The organism is Burkholderia sp. Tr-20390 (assembly GCF_017104595.1).
Taxonomy (GTDB): domain Bacteria; phylum Pseudomonadota; class Gammaproteobacteria; order Burkholderiales; family Burkholderiaceae; genus Burkholderia.
The window spans coordinates 1-19,607 of the sequence record NZ_JAAGPC010000001.1 but is presented as its reverse complement, the minus strand read 5'-3'; the positions used below and the strand labels follow the sequence as shown (position 1 = coordinate 19,607).

General features: G+C 58.5%; 22 protein-coding genes. 15 read left to right on the top strand and 7 right to left on the bottom strand.

The window, feature by feature from the left end; all coding sequences use genetic code 11:
* The first annotated feature begins 493 nt into the window (after window positions 1-493).
* The 15 genes from G3N98_RS00115 to G3N98_RS00040 all read left to right on the top strand — a co-directional run bounded on the left by G3N98_RS00115 (window position 494) and on the right by G3N98_RS00040 (window position 16,397).
* Window positions 494-937, top strand: a complete 444-nt coding sequence (locus tag G3N98_RS00115; RefSeq protein WP_346779043.1) for a DotD/TraH family lipoprotein — start codon at window positions 494-496, stop codon at window positions 935-937.
* Between the two features lie 10 nt (window positions 938-947).
* Window positions 948-1,787: a type IV secretory system conjugative DNA transfer family protein gene (locus G3N98_RS00110; RefSeq protein ID WP_241025630.1), complete on the top strand. Its 840-nt coding sequence runs from the start codon at window positions 948-950 to the stop codon at window positions 1,785-1,787.
* Window positions 1,788-2,975: an ATPase, T2SS/T4P/T4SS family gene (locus G3N98_RS00105; RefSeq protein WP_206146709.1), complete on the top strand. Its 1,188-nt coding sequence runs from the start codon at window positions 1,788-1,790 to the stop codon at window positions 2,973-2,975.
* 265 nt (window positions 2,976-3,240) lie between these two features.
* The gene (locus G3N98_RS00095; RefSeq protein ID WP_206146707.1) at window positions 3,241-4,302 is read left to right on the top strand and encodes a ParM/StbA family protein; all 1,062 of its coding nucleotides are present in this window, start codon (window positions 3,241-3,243) and stop codon (window positions 4,300-4,302) included.
* A gap of 580 nt (window positions 4,303-4,882) precedes the next feature.
* Window positions 4,883-5,710: a TcpQ domain-containing protein gene (locus tag G3N98_RS00090; protein ID WP_241025629.1), complete on the top strand. Its 828-nt coding sequence runs from the start codon at window positions 4,883-4,885 to the stop codon at window positions 5,708-5,710.
* Window positions 5,707-7,455 (top strand): PilN family type IVB pilus formation outer membrane protein, encoded by a 1,749-nt coding sequence (locus tag G3N98_RS00085; protein WP_241025628.1) that lies wholly within the window; start codon window positions 5,707-5,709, stop codon window positions 7,453-7,455. Before G3N98_RS00090 ends, G3N98_RS00085 begins: the two co-directional genes overlap by 4 nt.
* 5 nt (window positions 7,456-7,460) lie before the next feature.
* Window positions 7,461-8,948: a type 4b pilus protein PilO2 gene (pilO2, locus tag G3N98_RS00080; RefSeq protein ID WP_206146706.1), complete on the top strand. Its 1,488-nt coding sequence runs from the start codon at window positions 7,461-7,463 to the stop codon at window positions 8,946-8,948.
* Window positions 8,949-8,952: 4 nt separating this feature from the next.
* Complete coding sequence (gene pilP / locus G3N98_RS00075; protein ID WP_241025627.1) at window positions 8,953-9,480, top strand: type IV pilus biogenesis protein PilP; 528 nt, start codon at window positions 8,953-8,955, stop codon at window positions 9,478-9,480.
* A 9-nt stretch (window positions 9,481-9,489) separates the two neighbouring features.
* Window positions 9,490-11,034: an ATPase, T2SS/T4P/T4SS family gene (locus G3N98_RS00070; RefSeq protein WP_206146704.1), complete on the top strand. Its 1,545-nt coding sequence runs from the start codon at window positions 9,490-9,492 to the stop codon at window positions 11,032-11,034.
* A 7-nt stretch (window positions 11,035-11,041) separates the two neighbouring features.
* Window positions 11,042-12,136, top strand: a complete 1,095-nt coding sequence (locus tag G3N98_RS00065) for a type II secretion system F family protein (RefSeq protein ID WP_206146703.1) — start codon at window positions 11,042-11,044, stop codon at window positions 12,134-12,136.
* A gap of 29 nt (window positions 12,137-12,165) precedes the next feature.
* Window positions 12,166-12,771 carry a type 4 pilus major pilin gene (locus tag G3N98_RS00060; protein WP_206146702.1) on the top strand — a complete coding sequence of 202 codons (606 nt, stop codon included), beginning with the start codon at window positions 12,166-12,168 and terminating at the stop codon, window positions 12,769-12,771.
* 24 nt (window positions 12,772-12,795) lie between these two features.
* Window positions 12,796-13,749 carry an ATPase, T2SS/T4P/T4SS family gene (locus G3N98_RS00055; RefSeq protein WP_206146701.1) on the top strand — a complete coding sequence of 318 codons (954 nt, stop codon included), beginning with the start codon at window positions 12,796-12,798 and terminating at the stop codon, window positions 13,747-13,749.
* A 16-nt stretch (window positions 13,750-13,765) separates the two neighbouring features.
* The gene (pilV, locus tag G3N98_RS00050) at window positions 13,766-15,301 is read left to right on the top strand and encodes a shufflon system plasmid conjugative transfer pilus tip adhesin PilV (protein ID WP_241025626.1); all 1,536 of its coding nucleotides are present in this window, start codon (window positions 13,766-13,768) and stop codon (window positions 15,299-15,301) included.
* A 260-nt stretch (window positions 15,302-15,561) separates the two neighbouring features.
* Window positions 15,562-15,807: a helix-turn-helix transcriptional regulator gene (locus tag G3N98_RS00045; RefSeq protein ID WP_206146700.1), complete on the top strand. Its 246-nt coding sequence runs from the start codon at window positions 15,562-15,564 to the stop codon at window positions 15,805-15,807.
* 350 nt (window positions 15,808-16,157) lie between these two features.
* Window positions 16,158-16,397, top strand: a complete 240-nt coding sequence (locus tag G3N98_RS00040; protein ID WP_206146699.1) for a helix-turn-helix transcriptional regulator — start codon at window positions 16,158-16,160, stop codon at window positions 16,395-16,397.
* Here the strand turns inward: G3N98_RS00040 and G3N98_RS00035 are convergent.
* From G3N98_RS00035 to G3N98_RS00005, 7 genes are all read right to left on the bottom strand, one after another.
* Window positions 16,394-16,660, bottom strand: a complete 267-nt coding sequence (locus tag G3N98_RS00035; RefSeq protein ID WP_206146698.1) for a hypothetical protein — start codon at window positions 16,658-16,660, stop codon at window positions 16,394-16,396. The genes G3N98_RS00040 and G3N98_RS00035 overlap by 4 nt on opposite strands.
* A gap of 16 nt (window positions 16,661-16,676) precedes the next feature.
* Window positions 16,677-17,000 carry a hypothetical protein gene (locus G3N98_RS00030; protein ID WP_206146697.1) on the bottom strand — a complete coding sequence of 108 codons (324 nt, stop codon included), beginning with the start codon at window positions 16,998-17,000 and terminating at the stop codon, window positions 16,677-16,679.
* 36 nt (window positions 17,001-17,036) lie between these two features.
* The gene (locus tag G3N98_RS00025) at window positions 17,037-17,588 is read right to left on the bottom strand and encodes a hypothetical protein (protein ID WP_206146696.1); all 552 of its coding nucleotides are present in this window, start codon (window positions 17,586-17,588) and stop codon (window positions 17,037-17,039) included.
* Between the two features lie 28 nt (window positions 17,589-17,616).
* Window positions 17,617-18,189, bottom strand: a complete 573-nt coding sequence (locus tag G3N98_RS00020; RefSeq protein ID WP_206146695.1) for a hypothetical protein — start codon at window positions 18,187-18,189, stop codon at window positions 17,617-17,619.
* 76 nt (window positions 18,190-18,265) lie between these two features.
* Window positions 18,266-18,544, bottom strand: a complete 279-nt coding sequence (locus G3N98_RS00015) for a hypothetical protein (RefSeq protein WP_206146694.1) — start codon at window positions 18,542-18,544, stop codon at window positions 18,266-18,268.
* 92 nt (window positions 18,545-18,636) lie between these two features.
* Window positions 18,637-18,906: a hypothetical protein gene (locus G3N98_RS00010; protein ID WP_206146693.1), complete on the bottom strand. Its 270-nt coding sequence runs from the start codon at window positions 18,904-18,906 to the stop codon at window positions 18,637-18,639.
* A 318-nt stretch (window positions 18,907-19,224) separates the two neighbouring features.
* Entirely contained in the window at window positions 19,225-19,551 is a 327-nt protein-coding gene (locus G3N98_RS00005; RefSeq protein ID WP_206146692.1) for a phage protein NinX family protein, read from the bottom strand.
* Window positions 19,552-19,607 lie beyond the last annotated feature (56 nt).

Sequence of the window (19,607 nt, the reverse complement as noted above, 5' to 3'; positions counted from 1 at the left end):
ACTCACAATATTGTTGGCACCACAAAATTTGGCAAATATTTGCTGTCGCGATTCGGTAAGTCGTTGATTCGACGCACGGGGGGCGTCAGTGCGCGGCGCGCCATTGAGAATCGAGTGAGATGGCAGGCGCTAGAGTCGGAAAAATTTTGCGCTGGACGCAAAAATTTGTCGGCCGCTTTGAAGCGTGGACAGTTCAGGCCCGATCGAGGAGCGGTAGATCGTCCGCGTTTTCCGCCGACATAACGCTGCGCACTGAGACGTGGCGGCATCGCCTCATGCCGGCAACAAGAAATTCTGTGATGTTGGATTTGCGCGACAATCCGCAACAAATCAAAAATTTATGGATGTGTGTGCGAAAACGGTATCAAAAAGATATTTGATTTTCGTACGATTCGGCATGCATAATCGCGACTGACATCAATCACAGTCGAGATTTGGGTGACGTATGGCAAAACGGGGTTCTGCTCCCGCGTATCGCGCTCGTGCTTTGGCGGTGGCCGCAGCTTTCGCCGCATTGAGTGGGTGCGCGGTTCAGCCGCCGACGCCGACGACGGAGGAGCAACGTCGGCTCGACGTGCTCACGCGGCTCGATCAGGCGACAGCGCTTGCAGTGAACGCGCAGCGGGAGCTGGCGATGACGGCGGATGCATCCGTGCAGCGTCAAGCCACTGTTCGAACGCGACTGCTGACCGATAAGGTCAGCTATGACTTCTACGGTGACGTGGAGGAACTGCTCGCGGACATCGCATCGAAGTACGGCTATGCCTTCAAGGTTTTCGGGAAGCGCCCGCCGGACCGCGTCAACGTGAACGTGTACGTGAAAAAGATGCCGGTGCTCGAAGTGCTGCGCTACGTCGGTACGACAGCGAGCACGTGGCTCGACGTGGCCGTGAAACCCGGGGTGATCGAGCTCACCTACAAACCCAGCAATACCTGAGGGCCGCGACATGCCGATCGATGCCGTTTCCCTCGAGGCGCTTCAAAGCTACAGCCAGCCAGCAGCAGAGCAACGTGTCGTTGCAGGCGCCGGCTCCGCTGATCTCGGGAATTTTCGCCTGAACGCTTTGCGCGACGCCGCGTTCGGCTTGGGTGCGCGTGGCGGCCTGATCTCGGAAAGTCGCTTGATCAACAAGACGCTGAGTACGCAAGCGCGCAAGCTCGACGTCACGTGGGATTTCACCCCGTTCATGATTCAAGGTCGCGTGCTGCCGCCGGTGCTCAATCGCGTCGACGACATCTATGCGCAACCGGGCGATCAGGTGATCCGTATCGCACGGACGAAATGGGCGTTTCAAGCGCAGGCCCGATTTACGTCGCGCCCGCCCACGTGGCGCGAATATCTGATGAATGACCCCGGACCGCTGGCACCCCCGAGCTCGGTGCTGTACCCGAGGGATGGTGCCGAACGCCAGATCTGGCAAAAAGCCGTGGCCGACGGCTGGGACAACGGCGTGAAGCAGGCCGACGACATTTTCCAACTGAACCTCAATCGTTTGACGCGCGACTACACGGGGATGAAGAACTATCGGGTCCTCGCTTTCAAGCGGATGGTCACGATGCCGATCGTCGCGCAGATGGATATGCCGCTGAACACCACGGGTCAGTCGATGAGCGTCGATGAAACCTTGCTGCGACTCACGGTGCTGCCCGAGTTCAACACGAACATGAAGGACTGGGAAGCGCTGGGCTCGGAAGTCGATCGATTGCAGCAACCGGTGCCGGGCACTTCGACAACAACGGATGTGCCGTCGCTAACCGAGCCGCCTTCTTCGGACGAGGCTCAGTAAATGGTCTTTCGAAGTAAGGAAGGCGTACCCGATCGCCTGACGGATTTCCGTGAGCCGGATATGTTCCGCGATGCGAAGCATCTGCAGGAGATGATGCTGGAGATCGTTGCGATCAATGCGAGCGAAACGATAATCCAGCCGGGGGAACAAGTGCTTTGTGAGATCGGCGGACGCCTGCGTCCGATCACCGAACGTCGGATGACGATCGAAGAGGTCAAAAGCTTCGCGAACTGGGCGGCAGACAACGACAAGGCTGCGGCGGAGCTGATTCAGCGTCGCGAAGTCAAGGCGAGTTACGTCGTCAAAGATCCCGTTGAGCGCGACGCTCGGGGCGAGAAAAAGGCGACGCGCTTCCGGGTCGCTGCTGGGCGGGGTGAACTGCGCGGAACCATGGCCGTGCAGATTGTGATGCGCCGAATCAACTCGGAGCCGGCGTATTTGAGCGACAGCGATTTGCCTCCGGCAGTAATCGAGGCCCTCACGCCGAAGGATGGTGTCATCTGGGTGACTGGCCCGACCGGCTCCGGCAAGAGCACATTCTTCTCCGGTGTCATTCGTTACGTGCTTGAGAACGACACGCCGATCAAGGGGAACATCGTCCTGCTCGAGGAGCCGATTGAACAGGTGTACGACGCGATCGAGTGTGACCACAGCGTCGTATTCCAGATCGAGGTCGGAAAGGATGTGGATTCGTGGGAGGCTGGCATCGAGCAGCTGATGCGCCGCTTGCCCCGCATGATCATCATCGGCGAAGCGCGAAGCCGGCAAACCGTCGACGCGGTGCTGCAGGCGGCTGTAACGGGGCACCCGGTCGGTACCACATTGCACGCGAACGACGTGCCCGGGATCTTTACGCGACTGCTCTCGTTCTTCAGTGACGAATCGAAAGAGGCCACGCTATACAGCGCGATCAGTAGCGCCCGCGTCATGTTCAATCAGGTTCGCGTGCCGAAGCTTGGCGGTGGCATGACCGTTTTGCGCGAATACCTCGTGGTCGACGCAGATCTGCGAGCGGACCTGCAGCGCCGCGCGACGCCGGCAAAGATCGAGTCGCAGATGCGGGAAGCGCTCGAAGAGCTTGGATATCCGATGTGGCGGGCAGCAGAGGATGCACACGCGCGAGGAATGATCAGCGCGGACCTCATGCGGTTCTACAAGTCGCAGGCGACCGGAGCGAATCGTGGCTGACACCCACTGGAGATATACCGCGAACACGCCCCGGATCGGGCCGCTCGATGCGCGTGCGTTTTCCCCATTTCCGATGCTTCTACTTTGGAAATCTCTAATACCACTCACATTCGGATTCATTTTCATATTCTTTTTTGCTATCATCCAGCGCAAGGGTTACGACTTTCCGAATTTTTGTCGGGCCCTTCGGACAAAGATGTCCGGATCCATAAAAGCCGTCCGGCAGATTCGCTAAGCGACGGCATCAAAAAAGGGTGCACAGCAAATGACGAAGAATGCAGCAGTGAGTGAGGGTGTCGCGAACGTGGTTCACCTCCAGCAGGGGGACGAGATCCGGTTCGCTGGCACCGACGATGGTCATGACGGGATCAAGATCGTCACCGACGACTGGCAGCAGATCCATGTGCCGTCGCGCATCACGCGCGGCGCTGACCTGATCAGCCTGAACGACGCGGATGACAACGTTTATGAAGGGCCCGACGGTACGCTGTATGCAGTGTCGCCGACGCTCCCGTACTTCGATACGACGTTCAGCGATTACGCGCTGTCTGACATCAATTTGGTGCTGGTGCACCACGCCCTCGCGAAGGCAGGCCTCGGCGGCCAGCGCGTGAATCTCGTAACTGGCCTGCCGGTCGGCGACTACTACGTCGCAAATCGTCCGAACGTCGATTTCATCGCTCGGAAGGTTGCGCATCTCCGCGAAAACACCGTCCGTAACAAGAACGAATCGGTCGCGCTGGCGACGATCGTCAAGCACAACGTCGTATCGGAAGCGATCGCCGCCTTCTTCGACCTTCTGCTCGATCGGGACGGCAACCAGCGCGACGACGTCGCGCAAATGGTGGCAAGCGGCGGCATCGCCATCGTGGACATCGGGGGCAAGACCACCGATACGGCGGTCGTCATGAACGGAGGCCGCGACGTCGACGGCAAGCGCTCGGGTACGGACCCGATCGGCGGCCTGTCGCTTAACAAAGCGGTGGAGAACGAACTGAAGGCGGCCTTCTCGGTGACGGCCCTGAACCCCGCACAGGTCGATCGGGCAGTTCGTGAAGGCGTGCTTCGCCTGTACGGCAAGGATCACGACTGCAGCGCAATCATCGAAAGCCAAAAGGGCGAGTTGGCGAATCAAATCATTGCGGCAACGCACCGGAAGATGCGCGATGCATCCGACCTCGAAAGAGTCTTTTTCGTCGGCGGCGGTGCGCTGCTGTTGCGTGATCAGTTGGCGGAGCTGTACCCGCACGCGGAATTCGTGGAGGACCCGCAGTTCGCGAACGCTCGCGGCATGTTGAAAGCGGCGATGTTCCTGCAGCCGCGCTGAGCGAGGTGTAGCGATGAGCGAGACCGAAACCACGCTGAGATTCGTGGTCCCGCTCGATCTGGCGCGTCCGGAGGACCGGGCGCTGTTCGACGCCTTTCAAGAGGTATCGAACGGCCTGAACGGAAGCGTTGCGCGGCTGCTGATGCAAAGAAGCTTGCCGAAGAACGCGGGCGGTATCGATGCGCTGTTGATCGACGCGGTTCGCGACCAAGCGGCGCGCAAGCGCCTGCGTGGGCGGCCGCTTGGAAGTGGAGCAAGGCGCCCGCCGAGTACGCCTGAGCCTGCTGCGCAGACAAGCGTCGAGCGTGCAGCGCAGGCAACTCCGCCGAGCGAAGCGCAACAGAGTCCGGCGCGCGTGGCTCCGGTCGAGGCGGACCCAGCGGGTACTGGGACTGCAGCAGCGGCTTCCGCTGTAGTCGCGGAGCCGGCCTCGCAGGCACTGCGGGATGCGGAAAAAGTGTCGGGCGGGGAGCGTCCCAGACCGGAGGGGTCTGGGGCCGACCCAGCGAAAGGCGACGTGCGATCGAGACTGGGCGGTCTCGTCGCTTGGACGAGTTGATGAAGAAAGGATGAGGACGGCATGAAGAAAAAGGTGGTGGTGATCATCAGCGCGTTGGCAATGCTGCCTCCGATTGCGCGCGCCGGTTTCACGGTCGATCCGGCGCTCGAACGGGCGCTGACGCCGCGTTCGACCACACCGCTTTCCGTCGCATCCGCTTCATCGACGGGAATGTCCGGAGCGGAGTCGCCACTTGCAACAGCTGCGGCGACGGCCGCTGCCGTGCCGGCGGCCGCTGTTGCAACGACGACGCTCGGCGCTCCGTCGGACGCGTGGAACGATAAGATCGACGGGTTCGGGCACAACCAACCCGCGCGCCAAGCACTCACTCATCTCGTACCAAGTGGCGGCAGACTCGTCGTCAACACGCCTATCCCAGCCACGGCTCGGGTCTCGTGGAAGGGCGGCGATACCCGAATGGCGATCGCTCGAAAAATTCTCGCCGATGCGGGGATCGACGGTCGCTTTGACGGTGACAACCTCGTTGTTGGCGCTGCGCCTGTCGCTGTAGCCGCACCCGTTGCGCCGCCACAAGATCCCGCCGTCGAGACCCGCCTGTGGACTATGGCGAAGGGCGTGATGCTCAGCGATGGCCTCGCCGACTGGATGGAACAAACGGCCGCCCCCGGCGATCGATACCGCTGGACGCTGGATTGGGCAGCATTCGACGGTGTGAACCGCGAGCATCGCGTCGATTATCGAATCGTCGCGCCGCTGCGCTTCAATGGAACCATCGATCAGGCCGTGGCCCAGCTGATCACGCTCTACAAGAAATCGACGAAGCCACTCATAGTCCAGATCAACAAGGATCAGCGTCTGATCCATATCAAGCTTCGGGGTACGAATTGAAAAAGATCCGTCGTCTTATTGCGATCGCTGCCGCAACGGCTCTCGCCATCACCCTTGCTGGATGTGAAACCGTTCAGCATGCGGCACGCACGGACAGCACGACAGATCAACGTGCGTCGATGATCGATCAGCGGATGAACGACGGGCTGCGCGATGCTCGGCCGGATGCCGATATCGTCCAGTATCTCGACCACCAGTACGTTTCACTGGATCCGATCGAGCGTGAAGTGCAGCCGGTTGCGGGCACCAAAAAAAGCCTGAGTTGCCACATTCAGATCGCGACCGAGCAGCCCATCTCGATTCTCGAGGCGGCACAGATCGTGACGCGCGAGTGTCATGTCCCGGTACGCGTGACTCAAGACGCGATGCAGCAGATCGCAAATCCGGCAGGCACGCTGGCGCAATTGCAAGGCCAAGGCGCCGGCGCGCCCCCGATGAGCAGCGGTGCGGGGCCGGTGGTCGGTCCCATCGGCGGTGCGCCGAACTATTCGTCCCAGATGGCGCGATACAGCGGCGGCGCTGGATACGACAACAGCCTGATCGACGTCAACTACGACGGCGAGGGTGATGGTTTCCTCGACATGCTCACCGCCCGAATGGGTGGGTTGTCGTGGCGACAGGACGAGAGTGGAGTTATCCGCATTTATGCGGTCGACACTCGAACGTTCTCGATCGCATCGATCGCAACGGACACGCAACTGGAATCGAACTTCCAGAGCGGTACCACGATGGTTGCGGGCGCGAGCACGGGTGGTGGTTCGAGCGGTGGCTCGGGTGGCGGTTCGGGTGGCGGATCAGGTGGTAATGGTCAAGGTACGAGCAGCACGATGCAGAGCACCGCGATCAAGATGAAGACGGACCTGTGGAAAGACATCCAGAACACGCTCGACACGATGGCCGGAAAGGGCAACGCCGTTGTCGCGCCGTCAATGGGATCTGTCACGGTTCGAGCCAACGTTGACGTGCTCGATCAGGTGAAGAAATACATCGATTACCAAAACGCGCGGTTGTCGAAGTTCGTCCAATTCAACGTCAAGGTCTATTCGGTCACGTTGTCCAACAATGACAGCGCCGGGATCAACTGGAATGCGCTGTACCAGACGGTGACGGGCAAGTACGGTATCAAGCTGTCCGGCGCAGCATTCACGGCGCCGTCTGCGGCTGTGAGCGCGGGTTTCTCCATTTTGAAGAACAGCGGCTCACCATTGGCCGGAACTGAAGCCGTGGTCAGCGCGTTGAACGAACAGGGCAGGGCGAATCTCGAGCGATCGCAGGCCCTCCCGACGCTGAACTTTCAAGCGGTCGCCACGCAGGTCGGCATCCAAAAAGGGTACGTTGCGGGAACGCAGACGACCCAGACTGCGCAGGTCGGCAGTAGCACTTCGATTCAGATGGGAACCATCAACGTCGGCTTCAACCTGTCGCTGTTCCCCTATGTGCAGGACAACAACGACATCCTCGTGCAGTTCAATTTGAACCTGTCGAACCTCGACGACATCCGGACTGTGAAGGTGGGGGACTCGTCAGCTGAGGCGCCGATTATCAGTCTGCCGCTGAACACCGTGCAGAAAGTGCGTATTCGCCCGGGCGACACGCTCATGCTCACCGGTATCAATCAGAACGACGACAATTCGGATCGCACCGGAACCGGGATGCACTGGAACTGGGTCCTCGGTGGCGGGGTGAACGCGCAAAGCAATCGGTCGATGCTTGTTGTTCTGATCACGCCCATCATGCTGGACTGATTGTCATGTCGGATCTGAAAAGCAAACTGGTGCCGAGCGGTCTCGCGCGCTTTCGCGAGAGGCTGACAATGCGCGGCCGTCGAGCGCGCGCAATGCAAGACGATGACCGAATTGCACTCGAGATCGAGATCCTCGAATTTCACGGTCGCAAGTTCGTTACTGGATTGCACTGGGCGCCGCTCACAAGCTCGCTGAAGTACAAGAAAGAGGCCAAGCAGATGGCAGACCAGTGGCACTGGGATGTCGTCGCCTATCGACGTGAGCTGGGCGGAATTCAAGCTGGTTTTGTGAGCACCACGAATGGCGCATACAAGCGCATGTATAGCGTGGCATCGACCTTGGCAGGTGAACTAGCGAAGAAGCACGGAGACCGATGGATCGGACTCTTCACGGTCTCTGAAGGAAAGTATCTTTTTGTTGCCGTTTGGGACGGCTTGATCGTCGCAGATACCGATCGGATTCTGAATCGGTCAGACGCACTCGGTGCTTTCAATGAAGTCCTGAATCGGTACACGCAAGGTAACGAGCGGTTCGATGATGACAAGCAGTTTGCGCCTGCAGAGCTGGAGCTCACGCAGACTGAGCTTCACCTCGAAGACGCCCTGTCGGCGACCAAGCTCAGTCGCGATTATCAGCTTCGCGCAATTTCGTTCTCGTTGTCTACGGCCGAGACGCGGAAGCTCATTCTGCTCGCCATCATCGGCATTGTGGCGTGGCAAGCGTACGCGAAATGGAGCGACGATCAACAGGTAAAGATCGCGCAACAGCGCGCCGCAAAGAAGGCGATTGACGATGCGCGACTGGCGGAAGCGAACCGAACGGCGAGAAACAAGCTTCTTGCGCAGGCGCTCGCGCATCCATGGGCATTTGTTCCGTCGGCGCGTGAATACGCATCTGCATGTGAAGCCGTGACTGACTCGCTTCCGCTGAGTATCGCGGGATGGCTATTCTCGTCCGCCCGCTGCGATGGGCCGAAGGTGACGATCACCTACCAACGAAAGACCGGGACCACACAAGGCACGTTCGGACAGAACGTTGGACAAGTCTTGCTGGCTATCGGTGAGCAGCAGAGAAAGCCGGTGCTGGGCTTCACCGAGTCGGGTGCTGAAGCAACGATCACCGTCCCAATCAGCGCGCCCGCCGCAGGAGACGACACGCTCTTGCCAGCATTTGACGCTACGTCTCAACTTCTCGGTACGCTTGAGCCGGCTAACTCTGAAGCATTGCAGATTATCTCGGCATTGAGCATTTCGGAAGTGCCGGTCGAGATCAAGTTACCGGATTCACCGCAAGGTGCGTCCGATGTGCAGGTTCCGCAGCCGACGTGGCGTCACTATACCTACAAGTTCGACAGCGTTATTAAGCCCGAGGCGATCATGGCATCGATGAAGCTATCGGACGGTTTGAGAATTAGCGGAATCGAGACCAAGTTCAGTTCGGAATCAGGGACGCTCACTTGGTCGTTTTCGGGAGATCTGTATGTTCAAAGGTAGTTCGATGCTTCAACTCGTCAGCGTAGGCGTGCTGATGACGGTGCCGCTGTTGGCTCACGCTGACGAGGCTGACAACGTCGGTACATTGGGGAAGATCCAGACCCACACGTACATCCTCAATGCGAAGTATCTCGAGAAGCAGGCGCAGGACAAACTCGATGGAAAAATCGGTGCAGATGGCGCGTTGACGCCTTCGGCGACCGCGTCAGCGGCACCGAGAAGCGTTGTGGATTCGGCGTTGCCGAACGTGAAGATGATCGTGAACGGCGACGCTGGTCCCTCTGCCGTGTTGCTATATGCCGGCGGCATTCAGGCCGCAGGCAAGGTAGGGAGCAAGTTGCCGGGCGGCTACACGATCAAGGCGATCTCGGCGACGAATCGATCGGTCGATGTGACCGACCGGAGTGGCCGCCCTTTGACGCTGGGCATGTCATCGACACCACCCCAACTTCCCGAACCCGTGCCGCAGCCGCTTTCTGGTCCGACGCCGATGCGCATGCCTATGTTTGGCGCGCCGGCAAATCCGCGTTAAGGAGTATCCGTGAGTGCCATTGAAACTTTGAAGTCGGCGGCCCGGGCGAGTGTGATCTCGTTCGGTAACTCGCAGCTTCGGCCGCCGCCTGCACTTGCTGGAAAGGTGGCGCTCATGTCGAACAATGAGCTGCTGGTCGGCGACGCGTATGTGAAGGACCCAGCTGTCCTCTCGTACTTGTCGTTGGTTCGTCGTGTTCGCCAATCGCGTATCGAGCTCAAGGCAACTAGTCTCGATCAGCTCAGCGAGATCCTGTCGAGTGCTGACAAGGTCACTCATTCAGGTAAGCCGAGCAGTACGCAAACGGAAGTCCTCGCGCGAATCCGAGATGGCGCCGCACGACGAGCCAGCGACATTCATTTTGTGAACGGCGAGACAACGACGAAAATCAAGTATCGGATCGATGGCGTCCTGCATACGGTCGACGAAATCACTGTTACCGATGGCATGGCGCTCTGTCGTTCGATGTACGAATCGATGACCGACGTCGCTCAGCGATCGTATAACGAGCAGATTTCGCAAGATGCGCGCATTGAGCGTGCGTGGTTGCGTGAGATCGGGCTGACGGGCTCTCGAATTGCCACGCGACCGCTCGAGGTGAACAACCTTTTTGTGCTGCGTCTTCTGTACCCGGGGTCGCTCGGGGACAAGACGCTGCCCGGGCTCGGCTATTTCCCGGAGCAAATCGCCGACATCAATCGAATGATCCGTCGTGATGGCGTGAATCTCTTCTCCGGAAGCACGGGCTCCGGGAAATCGACGTCGTTGATGGTGATCTGCAAGATGATCTTGGAGCTGTTCGGGTACAACATCCATCTCTTGACGATCGAGGATCCACCTGAGTACGACATCCCCGGCGCGAATCAAACGCCGCTGAAGTACGACGCATCGAAGCCAGACGAGGTTGGGCGTGCGTGGGCTCTCGCGATCTCGAATGCGATGCGTCTCGACCCGGATTTTCTGATGGTGGGCGAGCTCCGTGATTTCTCATCCACCATGGCTGCGATTCAGGCGGCTATGACGGGGCACGGGTTGTGGACGACAACTCACGCGAAGCACATCTTCGCGTCGCTTGATCGCTTGGCTGACTTGAATGTGCCGATCGGTCGTCTTACGGACGCATCGCTTATCACGGGTCTCATCAATCAGTCGCTTGTGCCCCGCCTCTGTACGCATCCGGGCTGCGCACGTCCGTTCTCGAAGTTCAAACAAGAACTTCAAGGGGACGTGCGTGAGCGCATTGAGAAGTACTGCGAGGCGGACAACGTGATGATTCGATGCGCATCGGATAACACTGAGTGCCCGGTATGCGGCGGTCTCGGCTATTACGAGCGGACCGTCGCAGCCGAGGTTGCCACACCAACACAACAGCTGATGGATGTATACCGTTCCTCAGGAAGTCACGAAGCGCGCCGCTTCTGGGTGCGAGAGATGAATGGTATGACGTCGATGAAACACATGATCAAGAAAGCCAATGCTGGGATCGTCGATCCGGTGGCCGGGGAAGAGGCCATGCGTCGTGGTCTCGATGAAGACGAGCTCACTCTCGCGTGAGGTGCAAATGTTTGAATGGCTGATTGATCTGGCGCTAGAGCTTGCTGAATGGTATCGGCGAGGGCGGTTCAGTTCGAAAGACCGCAGCTCGTTTTACAGCAAGCTGGGGATGCTGACAAAAAATGGCCTGACTCTCAAGGCCGCGCTGACCACCTTGCACAATGTCTTCAGCGAAGGCGGCACGAAACCCAACAAGATCAAAGCAATCGTCGCCGAGGAGTGCCTCGCCGGTCAGCGAGCAGGGAAAGACATCGCATCAACTCTCGTTGACTGGGTGCCGTACGAAGAAGCCGCGACGATCGCCGCTGGCGCTCGCAGTGAGCAAGGGCAACACGAGGCGTTGTTGCGAGCTCGGCAAATCGTCAAGCGCAAGGCTGAAATGCGCAAGTTGATGACGAAGGCACTTTCGTATCCGACGATGCTTTGGGTGGCGATGGGTGGACTTCTGTACTACACGTCGAAGACGGTTATGCCGAACTTGATTCGGATGACCAAGCCCGAGAGTTGGGACGTGACGGCTCAGATTATGAGCGTCCTTGCAAACATCGTTGGCGTGCACGGTGAGCTCGTTCTGCTGGTCGTTTTCTCCGTCATCGGCGCCGTTATCTGGAGTATCGGCCATGTCACCGGCCTGCCGCGCGTTTACCTCGACAGACTGCCGCCTTGGTCGATTGTCCGGACGGTTCGGGGAGCAACATTTCTCTATAACTTCGGTGTCCTGCAGGCGTCAGGCGACAAGGCGATCACGATCCTGCATAACGAACTAAAGCATGCGAACGCCTATATGAGGGAGCGTGTCGAAGGCGCCATCATGGGCGTCAAGAACGGGAAGAACATTGGCGAAGCACTGCACATGGCAGGCCATGAATTTCCGAGTCGGGAGGCCATCGAGTACTTGCGTGTTATCGCGCCGCTCAATGGCGGCCCCGAGCAAATGATGGAGTTTGCCGAAGACTGGATGGCAGACAGCATGGAGCAAGTGGAAGCGATCGCAGCGATGTTGGGGAATCTTTCGCTGATTGCGGTTTTTGGGGTGATGGGTTTTCTGCTGTCCGGCGCTGGAGCGATCGGCATGCAGGCAATGGGGTCGATGGGCCAGTGAGAGTTCAGTGCGAAATTTTTGGAGAAACCATGAGCAACGTTCTTAAGAATCAAATCGTGACGCATTCGCGCCGCTCTGCGGGCGCGAAGGAAATCTTCGCTTCGGAGCGGGAACTGCAATCGCAGCGCGGCATCGGCGCGCTCGAATGGATCGCGATCATCGCGATCGTGCTGTTCATGTTGTATCAGATCATCGGCCGGGTGTCGGTCATGAACACCAGCAACAGCACGCTCGGCGAGACCTCCGCTGTCTCGGCCCTGCATACCGCGCTCCGATCGAATCTGAAGTCCGGTACGGGATACGCAGCGAACGGCGCGGACCTGATCGTTCCGCTCTACAACGCCAAGGGTATTCCGACGAACCTGTCGTACAACGGCGGGGTGCTGCTCAATACCTACGGCTCGCAGTACACGCTCGTCGCGGCAAACGCCGGATTCGGTTTCGCACTCACCGACCCGGGCGTTCCTGCTGCGGACTGCATCAAGCTCGTGATCCAGCAATCGCAAAGTGGAAACTGGACGGGTGGCATTTCGGTCGGCGGTACGAGCCTCGGTAATGGTCCCGTTACGAGCGCGAATGCGCAAAGCGCATGTACGGGCGCAACGAACAGCATCGTGTTCACGTCCAACTCGTAATCGCGAAGGTGTGAGGCGAGCGTAATGAAGATCAGTGAAGCGGATTTCGAGGACCTCTATTTCGGCGACGACTTCGCGGAGGTGGCGGGGCTAAACGGCAACAGCGAGCTCGTGAAGCTTCCCCCGCAATATGAGGACGAACTCGTCGTGCTGCGCGAGCAATGCTTCAAGATCGCGTCGGATTCGGCCGTTGGCGAATTCTCGCTTCGCAGGGGGGGCTCGCTGTTGCGCGTGACGAGCTTGCGCAATACCGATGGTAAGCAAGTCTTCGTCATTCGGAAGCCGCTCGCGCAGCTGCTGGAACGTCATCAGATGGGGCTTGGTAGCCCGGACATGGAATATCTGATGCGGAAGGATCTTCGTGGGCTGGTCTTATACGCGGGAGAGATGCGTTCCGGAAAGACGACGCAAGCGGCATCCTTTGTTAAGGCTCGACTCGAGATTCACGGCGGAACCGCGATTGCAATCGAGGATCCGCCGGAAACTCCGCTGGATGGTGTGCACGGCAAGGGGCGATGCATTCAGGTGGAGGCGCGCGGTGCGAATGCATATCAGGAGCAATTGAAGCGTGCGGTGCGTACGGGTGCGGGCATGATTTATCTGGGCGAGATCCGCGACAGTGACAGTGCCTCGCAAGTCGTTAATGCATGCAATAACGGACACCTGATTCCGGCTACTACGCACGCTCTTTCTGTGAAGGACGCGATCATGCGCATCTGCAACTTCTGCGCAGGGACGCTTGATGAACCTGAAAAGGTACTTGCTTCCGGGCTTGCCGCTGTGATTCACCTGAAGCTCGTCAGCAAGACGGTGAATTCGGCGGATGGCTTGAAGGAAGTCAAACGGGTCGAGTACACGATGCTGCGTGTAGAAGGTAACCAACAAGTGCAAGGTCTCATTCGGAACAAGCACTTCCATTTGATCGACAACGCGATCGAAGAGCAACTGGCAAAGCGGAAGAGCGGCGGCCAAATTTGAGGCACGCCAAACGGACATGAAGATGATCAGAAAGATTCTTTCGCATATCCGTCGGCCGGATGGGTCCATCGAGACTCGGCGCGAGCGGGAAGGTGGGATGGGCGCCCTCGAGATGATCGCGGTGATCGGCATTTTCATCGGCATGATCGCGATGTCGGGGCCGTATATCGCGCAATGGGGAAATAGTCGCACCGACCAGATCACTGCGGATCAGCTCAAGCTTGCGATGCAGGGTGCGAATACGTTCATCCAGAACAACAGCGCGTCGATCGTGGCGGCCGCGAATCCGACTGTCGTCTATTCGTGGGCGCAGCTCGCGAGTTCGATGCCTGCAGGGCTGGCGGCAACCAATCTGTTCGGGCAAACCTATCAGCTCGCGGTTCAGCGAACTGGCACCGCGCCGAACTATGGGTTGAATCCGATGCTGCAGACGACGGGCGGGCAGCCGATTCCTGAGAATGAGATGCGCGTGATCGCGGCTTTGGTGGGAGGGGCTGGCGGCTACATCTCGAACTTGTCGCCGAATGTTGCGACGGGCGCGAAAGGCAGTTGGGGCCCGCTCACGCTGACTGCATTCGGCGCGAATCCGGGCTCCGGGCGCCTCGCGGGTGCACTCTTCTACCAGAGCTCGTCGCAGGCGAATCAGTATTTGTACCGCGTGAACGTGCCCGGTCATCCTGAGTTGAACCAGATGCAGACGGCTTTGGACATGCAGGGCAACGACGTCAACAATGGCGGGACCACCAACACCAACAAATTGGCGACGAACGGGTTGAATGCGAATGACATGCCGCCGAACTGGGGCGGTGGCATCCGCACGTGGGATATCTACGCGGGCGGTACGATCGGCGTTGGACCGGGGGGCGGAGCCCCGCCTGTTGCGTGGATTGCGCAAAACGGTGTGGTCCAAGGGCAGACCGTGAATTCGACGGGCGACGTGAATGCGCAGAACACAGTGACGGCGCAGAACAACGTCAACGCTGGGGCCAACGTCAATGCGAATGGAATGGTGTGGTCGGGGAGCGGTGTGACAACCAACGGCAACGTAACGTTGGCGGTTGACCGGACGTCGATTACCAATCCGGGGCGAATGCACATCAACGCGGGAGAGAACTTGTACCTGCAACCGTGGTCAGGTGGGCGAACGGTCGTCGGGGGCGGTGGCGGCAGTGGCCAGCTCGAGGTGTCTGGTCGCCTCTTCGCTGACGAGTATGTGCAAGTGAACGGATGGGCCCAGCAGGGGGCTGGTTGCGGACCGAACGGTCTGATCGCAAATTCCGGCAATGGCCCACTGTTTTGCCAATCCGGTGTGTGGTCGGCAGCCGGCTCGTTGAACACCGTGCAAGTCGATACGAGCGCTCAGGGATGGCAGTCGCAGGCCGCCGCATGGTGCCCCGCTTCATATACGGCGGTAGGTGGCAGTTGCGCGATGGTGCGCGGAGGTGATGGACGGGTCATACAACCGCAGATCTGCCGGCCCAACGGAAACGGCTGGTTCTGTAACGAACAGAACGGCGGGGGATGCATTGCATATGTGGTGTGTGCCCACTAGTTCCGGGAAGAGTTCAGTGATTGCGGTGTTGCCGGCGACCGAGATCGTTCCGCCGCAGGGCCGCCAGCGCCTCAGCGCGCACTAGTCATCGTCTTGCCGCGCTCCAGCCGGACACCGAATTCGCAACGCACTTCGTAGCAACGCGCAATTCTCGGTCTGGCCCTAATAACATCTCAAGTTTGTTGACGAAATTCCGACAATAGTCGGATGAAGGTTAGATTCAGCATCAGGACAATTCCGGCAGACGAATTTCTGCCGGAATGACGACGAACAGTTACAACCGTGCCTTCGGTTGCGTTCTGCGTGCCCTTCGAAAGGAGCGGCACGCGACGCAAGAATCCCTTGCCTTCAATGCGGGCCGGGACCGAACCTACATCTCCATCTTGGAGCTCGGCCAAAGATCCCCAACGCTCGACACGATGGTCGCATTGTGTCGAGCCTTGAACGTTCCGTTGGTTGACTTCGTTGCGGCGGTCGAGCGGGAGGTCCGTTCCTGCGGTGATTGAATCTGCATCAGCGGGATTCAACAGTGGGTCAGTTGAATTTCTCCCAGACCACAGCATATCTCCCGTCTATGCTTGTGCCGGGTCGACATCGACGAGGTTGAATCTCGTACGCGAGACGTACTCCTCAGGGAGTTAGTGACCCATGTCTGCAAATCCCGACTTCCACCATCCCACTGGTCGACTACCACGACAGGGGCGTGTATTGCCGAACAATCCGCTGTAGATTGCCACAAATCAAGAATCAGTAAAAAAAGGGCCAGCTTTTGCGTTGATTCCGACAATAGTCGGAAGACGATTGTTCATGCGCCCGTGGACAATGCTCGATCGAAAACTCGGTCAAATATGAGTGTGTGGAGAGACACAATCGATGCTTCGGACGGGTGCTGCGTAGACTGCGCCGCGACTTGCATCTCTCACAGAATGACCTCGCGGTCCAAGTGGGCCTAGACAGGACCTATATCTCGCTGCTCGAGCTCGGAAGGCGTTCGCCTACACTTGATACGATCGTATCGCTGGCGGCTGCACTGAAGATGTCTCTATCGGGACTGTTCTCCGAGTTGGAGATCGAGATTGCGCGCGATACCGACTAGTTCATCCCGGGCTCCGCTCTTTGTGAGGCGTAGACAGGTCTGCCGGGCGTTTTCAGTAGCAACCTGGCGTCGTGGATCACGAGGCGCGAGCCATAGGTTTCATGAACGGAACCAGTGAGGCCGATTGTCAGGTGATGAGCTTTCCCGCCTTCGCGCAAATCCACGATATGGACTTCGACGTCACGCAAGGTGTTGATGGCGGTGCAAACCTCGTCCACCTCGAGAGGCTCGTATGTCCCGCCAAGACATTCCAGTCGAAACATGGCTGTCTCCAGTGCGTCATTCAAGATTGAGCAGGCCAATCAACGAATCGATGTCGGAAAACCAAGCATCGACCGTTCGATAGTCCATCGGATCGACGATGAAAACCTTGCCGTCGCGTGCACGTAGCAAAATAGGGCGCGTATCGTCAGCAGCCCCGATGATGCACACTCCCTTTTCGGCTAACTCGCGATCATCCGTTTCGTCGCGGATAGCCTGAGCAGTCCAGAGTTTCGGACCATAACCGTTTTCGACGCCTTGTGGATGCGCGATGAGGTACGCTTCCAAAGCTGCCGGAACCGATACTCCGAATGCCTTCATAAACCATTGAGCGAAGCTCATAGCGCCTTCCGATGCATCATAGCGCCTTCCGATGCATCAATTGGATTGCAGATTTTCCCAGAGCTCGGCGAACCGAAACGGAAATTCATGGAGTGCGTCATACGCGTCTGTTGCAAGCAGCTCTTCGGCCGATAGCCAAGCGGGCAGGCCACCTTCGGCTCCATGACCGCCAGCGACGTTCGGCGCGGAGAACCACCGATGCTCGTTCATCGTGGGCGTCGAATAAAACACGATCACAATCACGTCCTGAAGCGTTGCCACGCCCCCCGTGCGCACAATTCGCAACATGGCTTGCTCGCTGACGTAGCCTTCCTCCCTGTCTCCTGAGGCCCAGCCTGCGTGAACCTTCACGTAGGGTGTGAAACTGAAGGCGCCGCGCAGCTCAAGCGGCGCAGTGTCATTCCACCAAGCTGTCAGATGTTCGACGGCAGCGTAAGTTGGCTGAACAACTGCAAGCCGCAAGCCTTGATTCAGCGCTTGATGCTCGATTGCGCGGCGCGGTTCGGCCGCCAATCGAACTGCTTCGGCAAACACGCTGGCGGGCAGGGTAAGCCGCAACGGTTCGGGATTCGAGCGATTCAATCCCATATATGGGCTCCTATGTTCCAGTCCGCAATTACACCGGTAGATCAAGCTGGATCAGTTCGGCGGTTCTGCCTTCGGAATCACCAATGCTTCGGTCGATCCGAGCCTCAAGCAACTTTCGCATGCCGGGTGGGAGCTTCGTCGCTCCATGATAGGTATCGTTCAAGTGATGGGCGAGAGTCCATCGGCTACAGTTTGCAATGTGCAAAAAGTCGGGTACAAACTGAACATTCGCGTCTGCGCCGCGCTCAAATAGCAGAGACAGAATTTCACAGCCGTATTCGTCATCCCATCGCCACGCAGTTTTCGCGGCAGTGATGAATAGTGTCAACGGCGTGCGCCCATAGTCATCAGTGACATTCGGATCTGCACCGCGTTCGTTGAGCAGAAATTCCATCACGGTTTTGGTCACCGCCTTTGACGGACGGTCCGGGCACATAGCGGCAAGATGAAGCATTCTGCTCCCCAAGGGGCTGATTCGCGCGTCAGGGTGGGCGTGGAGAACAGCCTTTCGTGATAGGCCGGCTTCTTTCCAAAAACGCGATACCCATTCCTCATCGGCCCACTGCATTAGCGCAAGCGGAACTACAGGGTGAATCGACATGCTGTCTCTGTTCTCCGTGTTAAACGGGAGCGGGCGAACATTGCACTCGCAAGAGCGACCGGCACACTCGCCTTCTTCATCGAGTGTTGCTTCTCGTGATCCTATATAACTGCGCGGTCGCTTCTTCGCGCCCCAAGCGCTCGATCAAGCGAACCTCATCCGGGCGGATGTTCGCCTCCCATTCCAACTCCGCATTGCTGCCGCGTTGCACTCGAAAGTCTGTCCGATATTTCTCGGTCACGATCCCACGCTGGCCATTGGCAATTGCGCCTGTTCCGCCCAGAGCACGCCGCTCGACTGGGTTGAGATTTGTCACCTCGACGAGATCCCCGATCTCGAAGTCTTCGACCGTCATAAATGCTCCGCTAATCTAACGCACGGCCACCAACCGGTAACGGGGCGCACGCACGCCAAGTGGTTTTGTGATTCAACTGCTGGGTTCCGACCTCAGGTTCTCAGCGCGATCTTGACATTCGAGTTGTGAAGCACGGCTTCAACGCAGGCGGCGCTGGCGTAGTGCAGTGAACTTGTATCCGAGCGCACGATGAAGCCTATGACGGTCTTGCCGTCAGCGACAAGCATCTGCGCCCCAGCCGCCTTATCCGTCTCGGTGTGCGAATACTCGACACACTTCTCAGCGGTCGCACCGAGCGGCTCGACCGAGACCATTGGCATGTGCGAACCATCGGGGTTCGTCAGGGAATGTTTGGTTTCCATCGTGATCCTCTCTTTCTCGTGCCGGCCACACCGGCGCTTTTCGCGGTCGTTAGAACGAAATCTTGATGTCAGCGGGAACGTGATACTGCCTACCGCAGCCATCGCATTCGTGAACTTTCTCGCGCGGGTCTGCGACCCAACTGTCTTCTGATTAGCCGCAATGCGGGCAGTTGATCGAGACCGACCAAACGTGCAGAACTTCAGCTTGTGCAATCGTCGGCACTTCAGTGCTTTTAGTCATCTTAGTAGCCCTCCAGTATCCAGCTGCGTTCGATCGGCAAATACTCTGTGTCGCTGGCGATTTGCGCTCAGGGCACTTCATTCGGAGTCCTTTGGAATCTCTTCGCCGTACTTCGATGCGACGAAGGCGCGCATCGCGGCGACGAGATACGTCTCTCCGAACTGGTTTGGCCCGTCGAAGCCAAAGCCAAACATACTTTCAGTCGCGGGCTTGTACCCCGCCCACCAACGGTTTTCGACCTCGACGACGGAAATGCGCTCACGATCAACGATCGGGCCGCCTTGCGCCCATGCCACCGAAGGGGTGTATTTCAATGCCTCGATCGCGGCGTGCCCGTGGTTCAGGCCTTCGGCGCACGCAACCCAATAATCAAGCTTCGGGCCGCACAGTTCAGAAACCTTCATTCAGTCCTCGCATTCGGTATTGGCCCGCAGTTCGACCAGAAATAGGCCATCCGCCT

Coding starts and splice junctions, on each gene's coding strand:
- pilO2 (WP_206146706.1), top strand. CDS start 7,461: ATGTCGGATCTGAAAAGCAAACTGGTGCCGAGCGGTCTCGCGCGCTTT.
- G3N98_RS00060 (WP_206146702.1), top strand. CDS start 12,166: ATGAGCAACGTTCTTAAGAATCAAATCGTGACGCATTCGCGCCGCTCT.
- G3N98_RS00030 (WP_206146697.1), bottom strand. CDS start 17,000: ATGAGCTTCGCTCAATGGTTTATGAAGGCATTCGGAGTATCGGTTCCG.
- G3N98_RS00005 (WP_206146692.1), bottom strand. CDS start 19,551: ATGAAGGTTTCTGAACTGTGCGGCCCGAAGCTTGATTATTGGGTTGCG.
- G3N98_RS00110 (WP_241025630.1), top strand. CDS start 948: ATGCCGATCGATGCCGTTTCCCTCGAGGCGCTTCAAAGCTACAGCCAG.
- G3N98_RS00090 (WP_241025629.1), top strand. CDS start 4,883: ATGAAGAAAAAGGTGGTGGTGATCATCAGCGCGTTGGCAATGCTGCCT.
- G3N98_RS00055 (WP_206146701.1), top strand. CDS start 12,796: ATGAAGATCAGTGAAGCGGATTTCGAGGACCTCTATTTCGGCGACGAC.
- pilP (WP_241025627.1), top strand. CDS start 8,953: ATGCTTCAACTCGTCAGCGTAGGCGTGCTGATGACGGTGCCGCTGTTG.
- G3N98_RS00025 (WP_206146696.1), bottom strand. CDS start 17,588: ATGGGATTGAATCGCTCGAATCCCGAACCGTTGCGGCTTACCCTGCCC.
- G3N98_RS00035 (WP_206146698.1), bottom strand. CDS start 16,660: ATGTTTCGACTGGAATGTCTTGGCGGGACATACGAGCCTCTCGAGGTG.
- G3N98_RS00020 (WP_206146695.1), bottom strand. CDS start 18,189: ATGTCGATTCACCCTGTAGTTCCGCTTGCGCTAATGCAGTGGGCCGAT.
- G3N98_RS00010 (WP_206146693.1), bottom strand. CDS start 18,906: ATGGAAACCAAACATTCCCTGACGAACCCCGATGGTTCGCACATGCCA.
- G3N98_RS00105 (WP_206146709.1), top strand. CDS start 1,788: ATGGTCTTTCGAAGTAAGGAAGGCGTACCCGATCGCCTGACGGATTTC.
- G3N98_RS00015 (WP_206146694.1), bottom strand. CDS start 18,544: ATGACGGTCGAAGACTTCGAGATCGGGGATCTCGTCGAGGTGACAAAT.
- G3N98_RS00045 (WP_206146700.1), top strand. CDS start 15,562: ATGACGACGAACAGTTACAACCGTGCCTTCGGTTGCGTTCTGCGTGCC.
- G3N98_RS00095 (WP_206146707.1), top strand. CDS start 3,241: ATGACGAAGAATGCAGCAGTGAGTGAGGGTGTCGCGAACGTGGTTCAC.
- pilV (WP_241025626.1), top strand. CDS start 13,766: ATGAAGATGATCAGAAAGATTCTTTCGCATATCCGTCGGCCGGATGGG.
- G3N98_RS00065 (WP_206146703.1), top strand. CDS start 11,042: ATGTTTGAATGGCTGATTGATCTGGCGCTAGAGCTTGCTGAATGGTAT.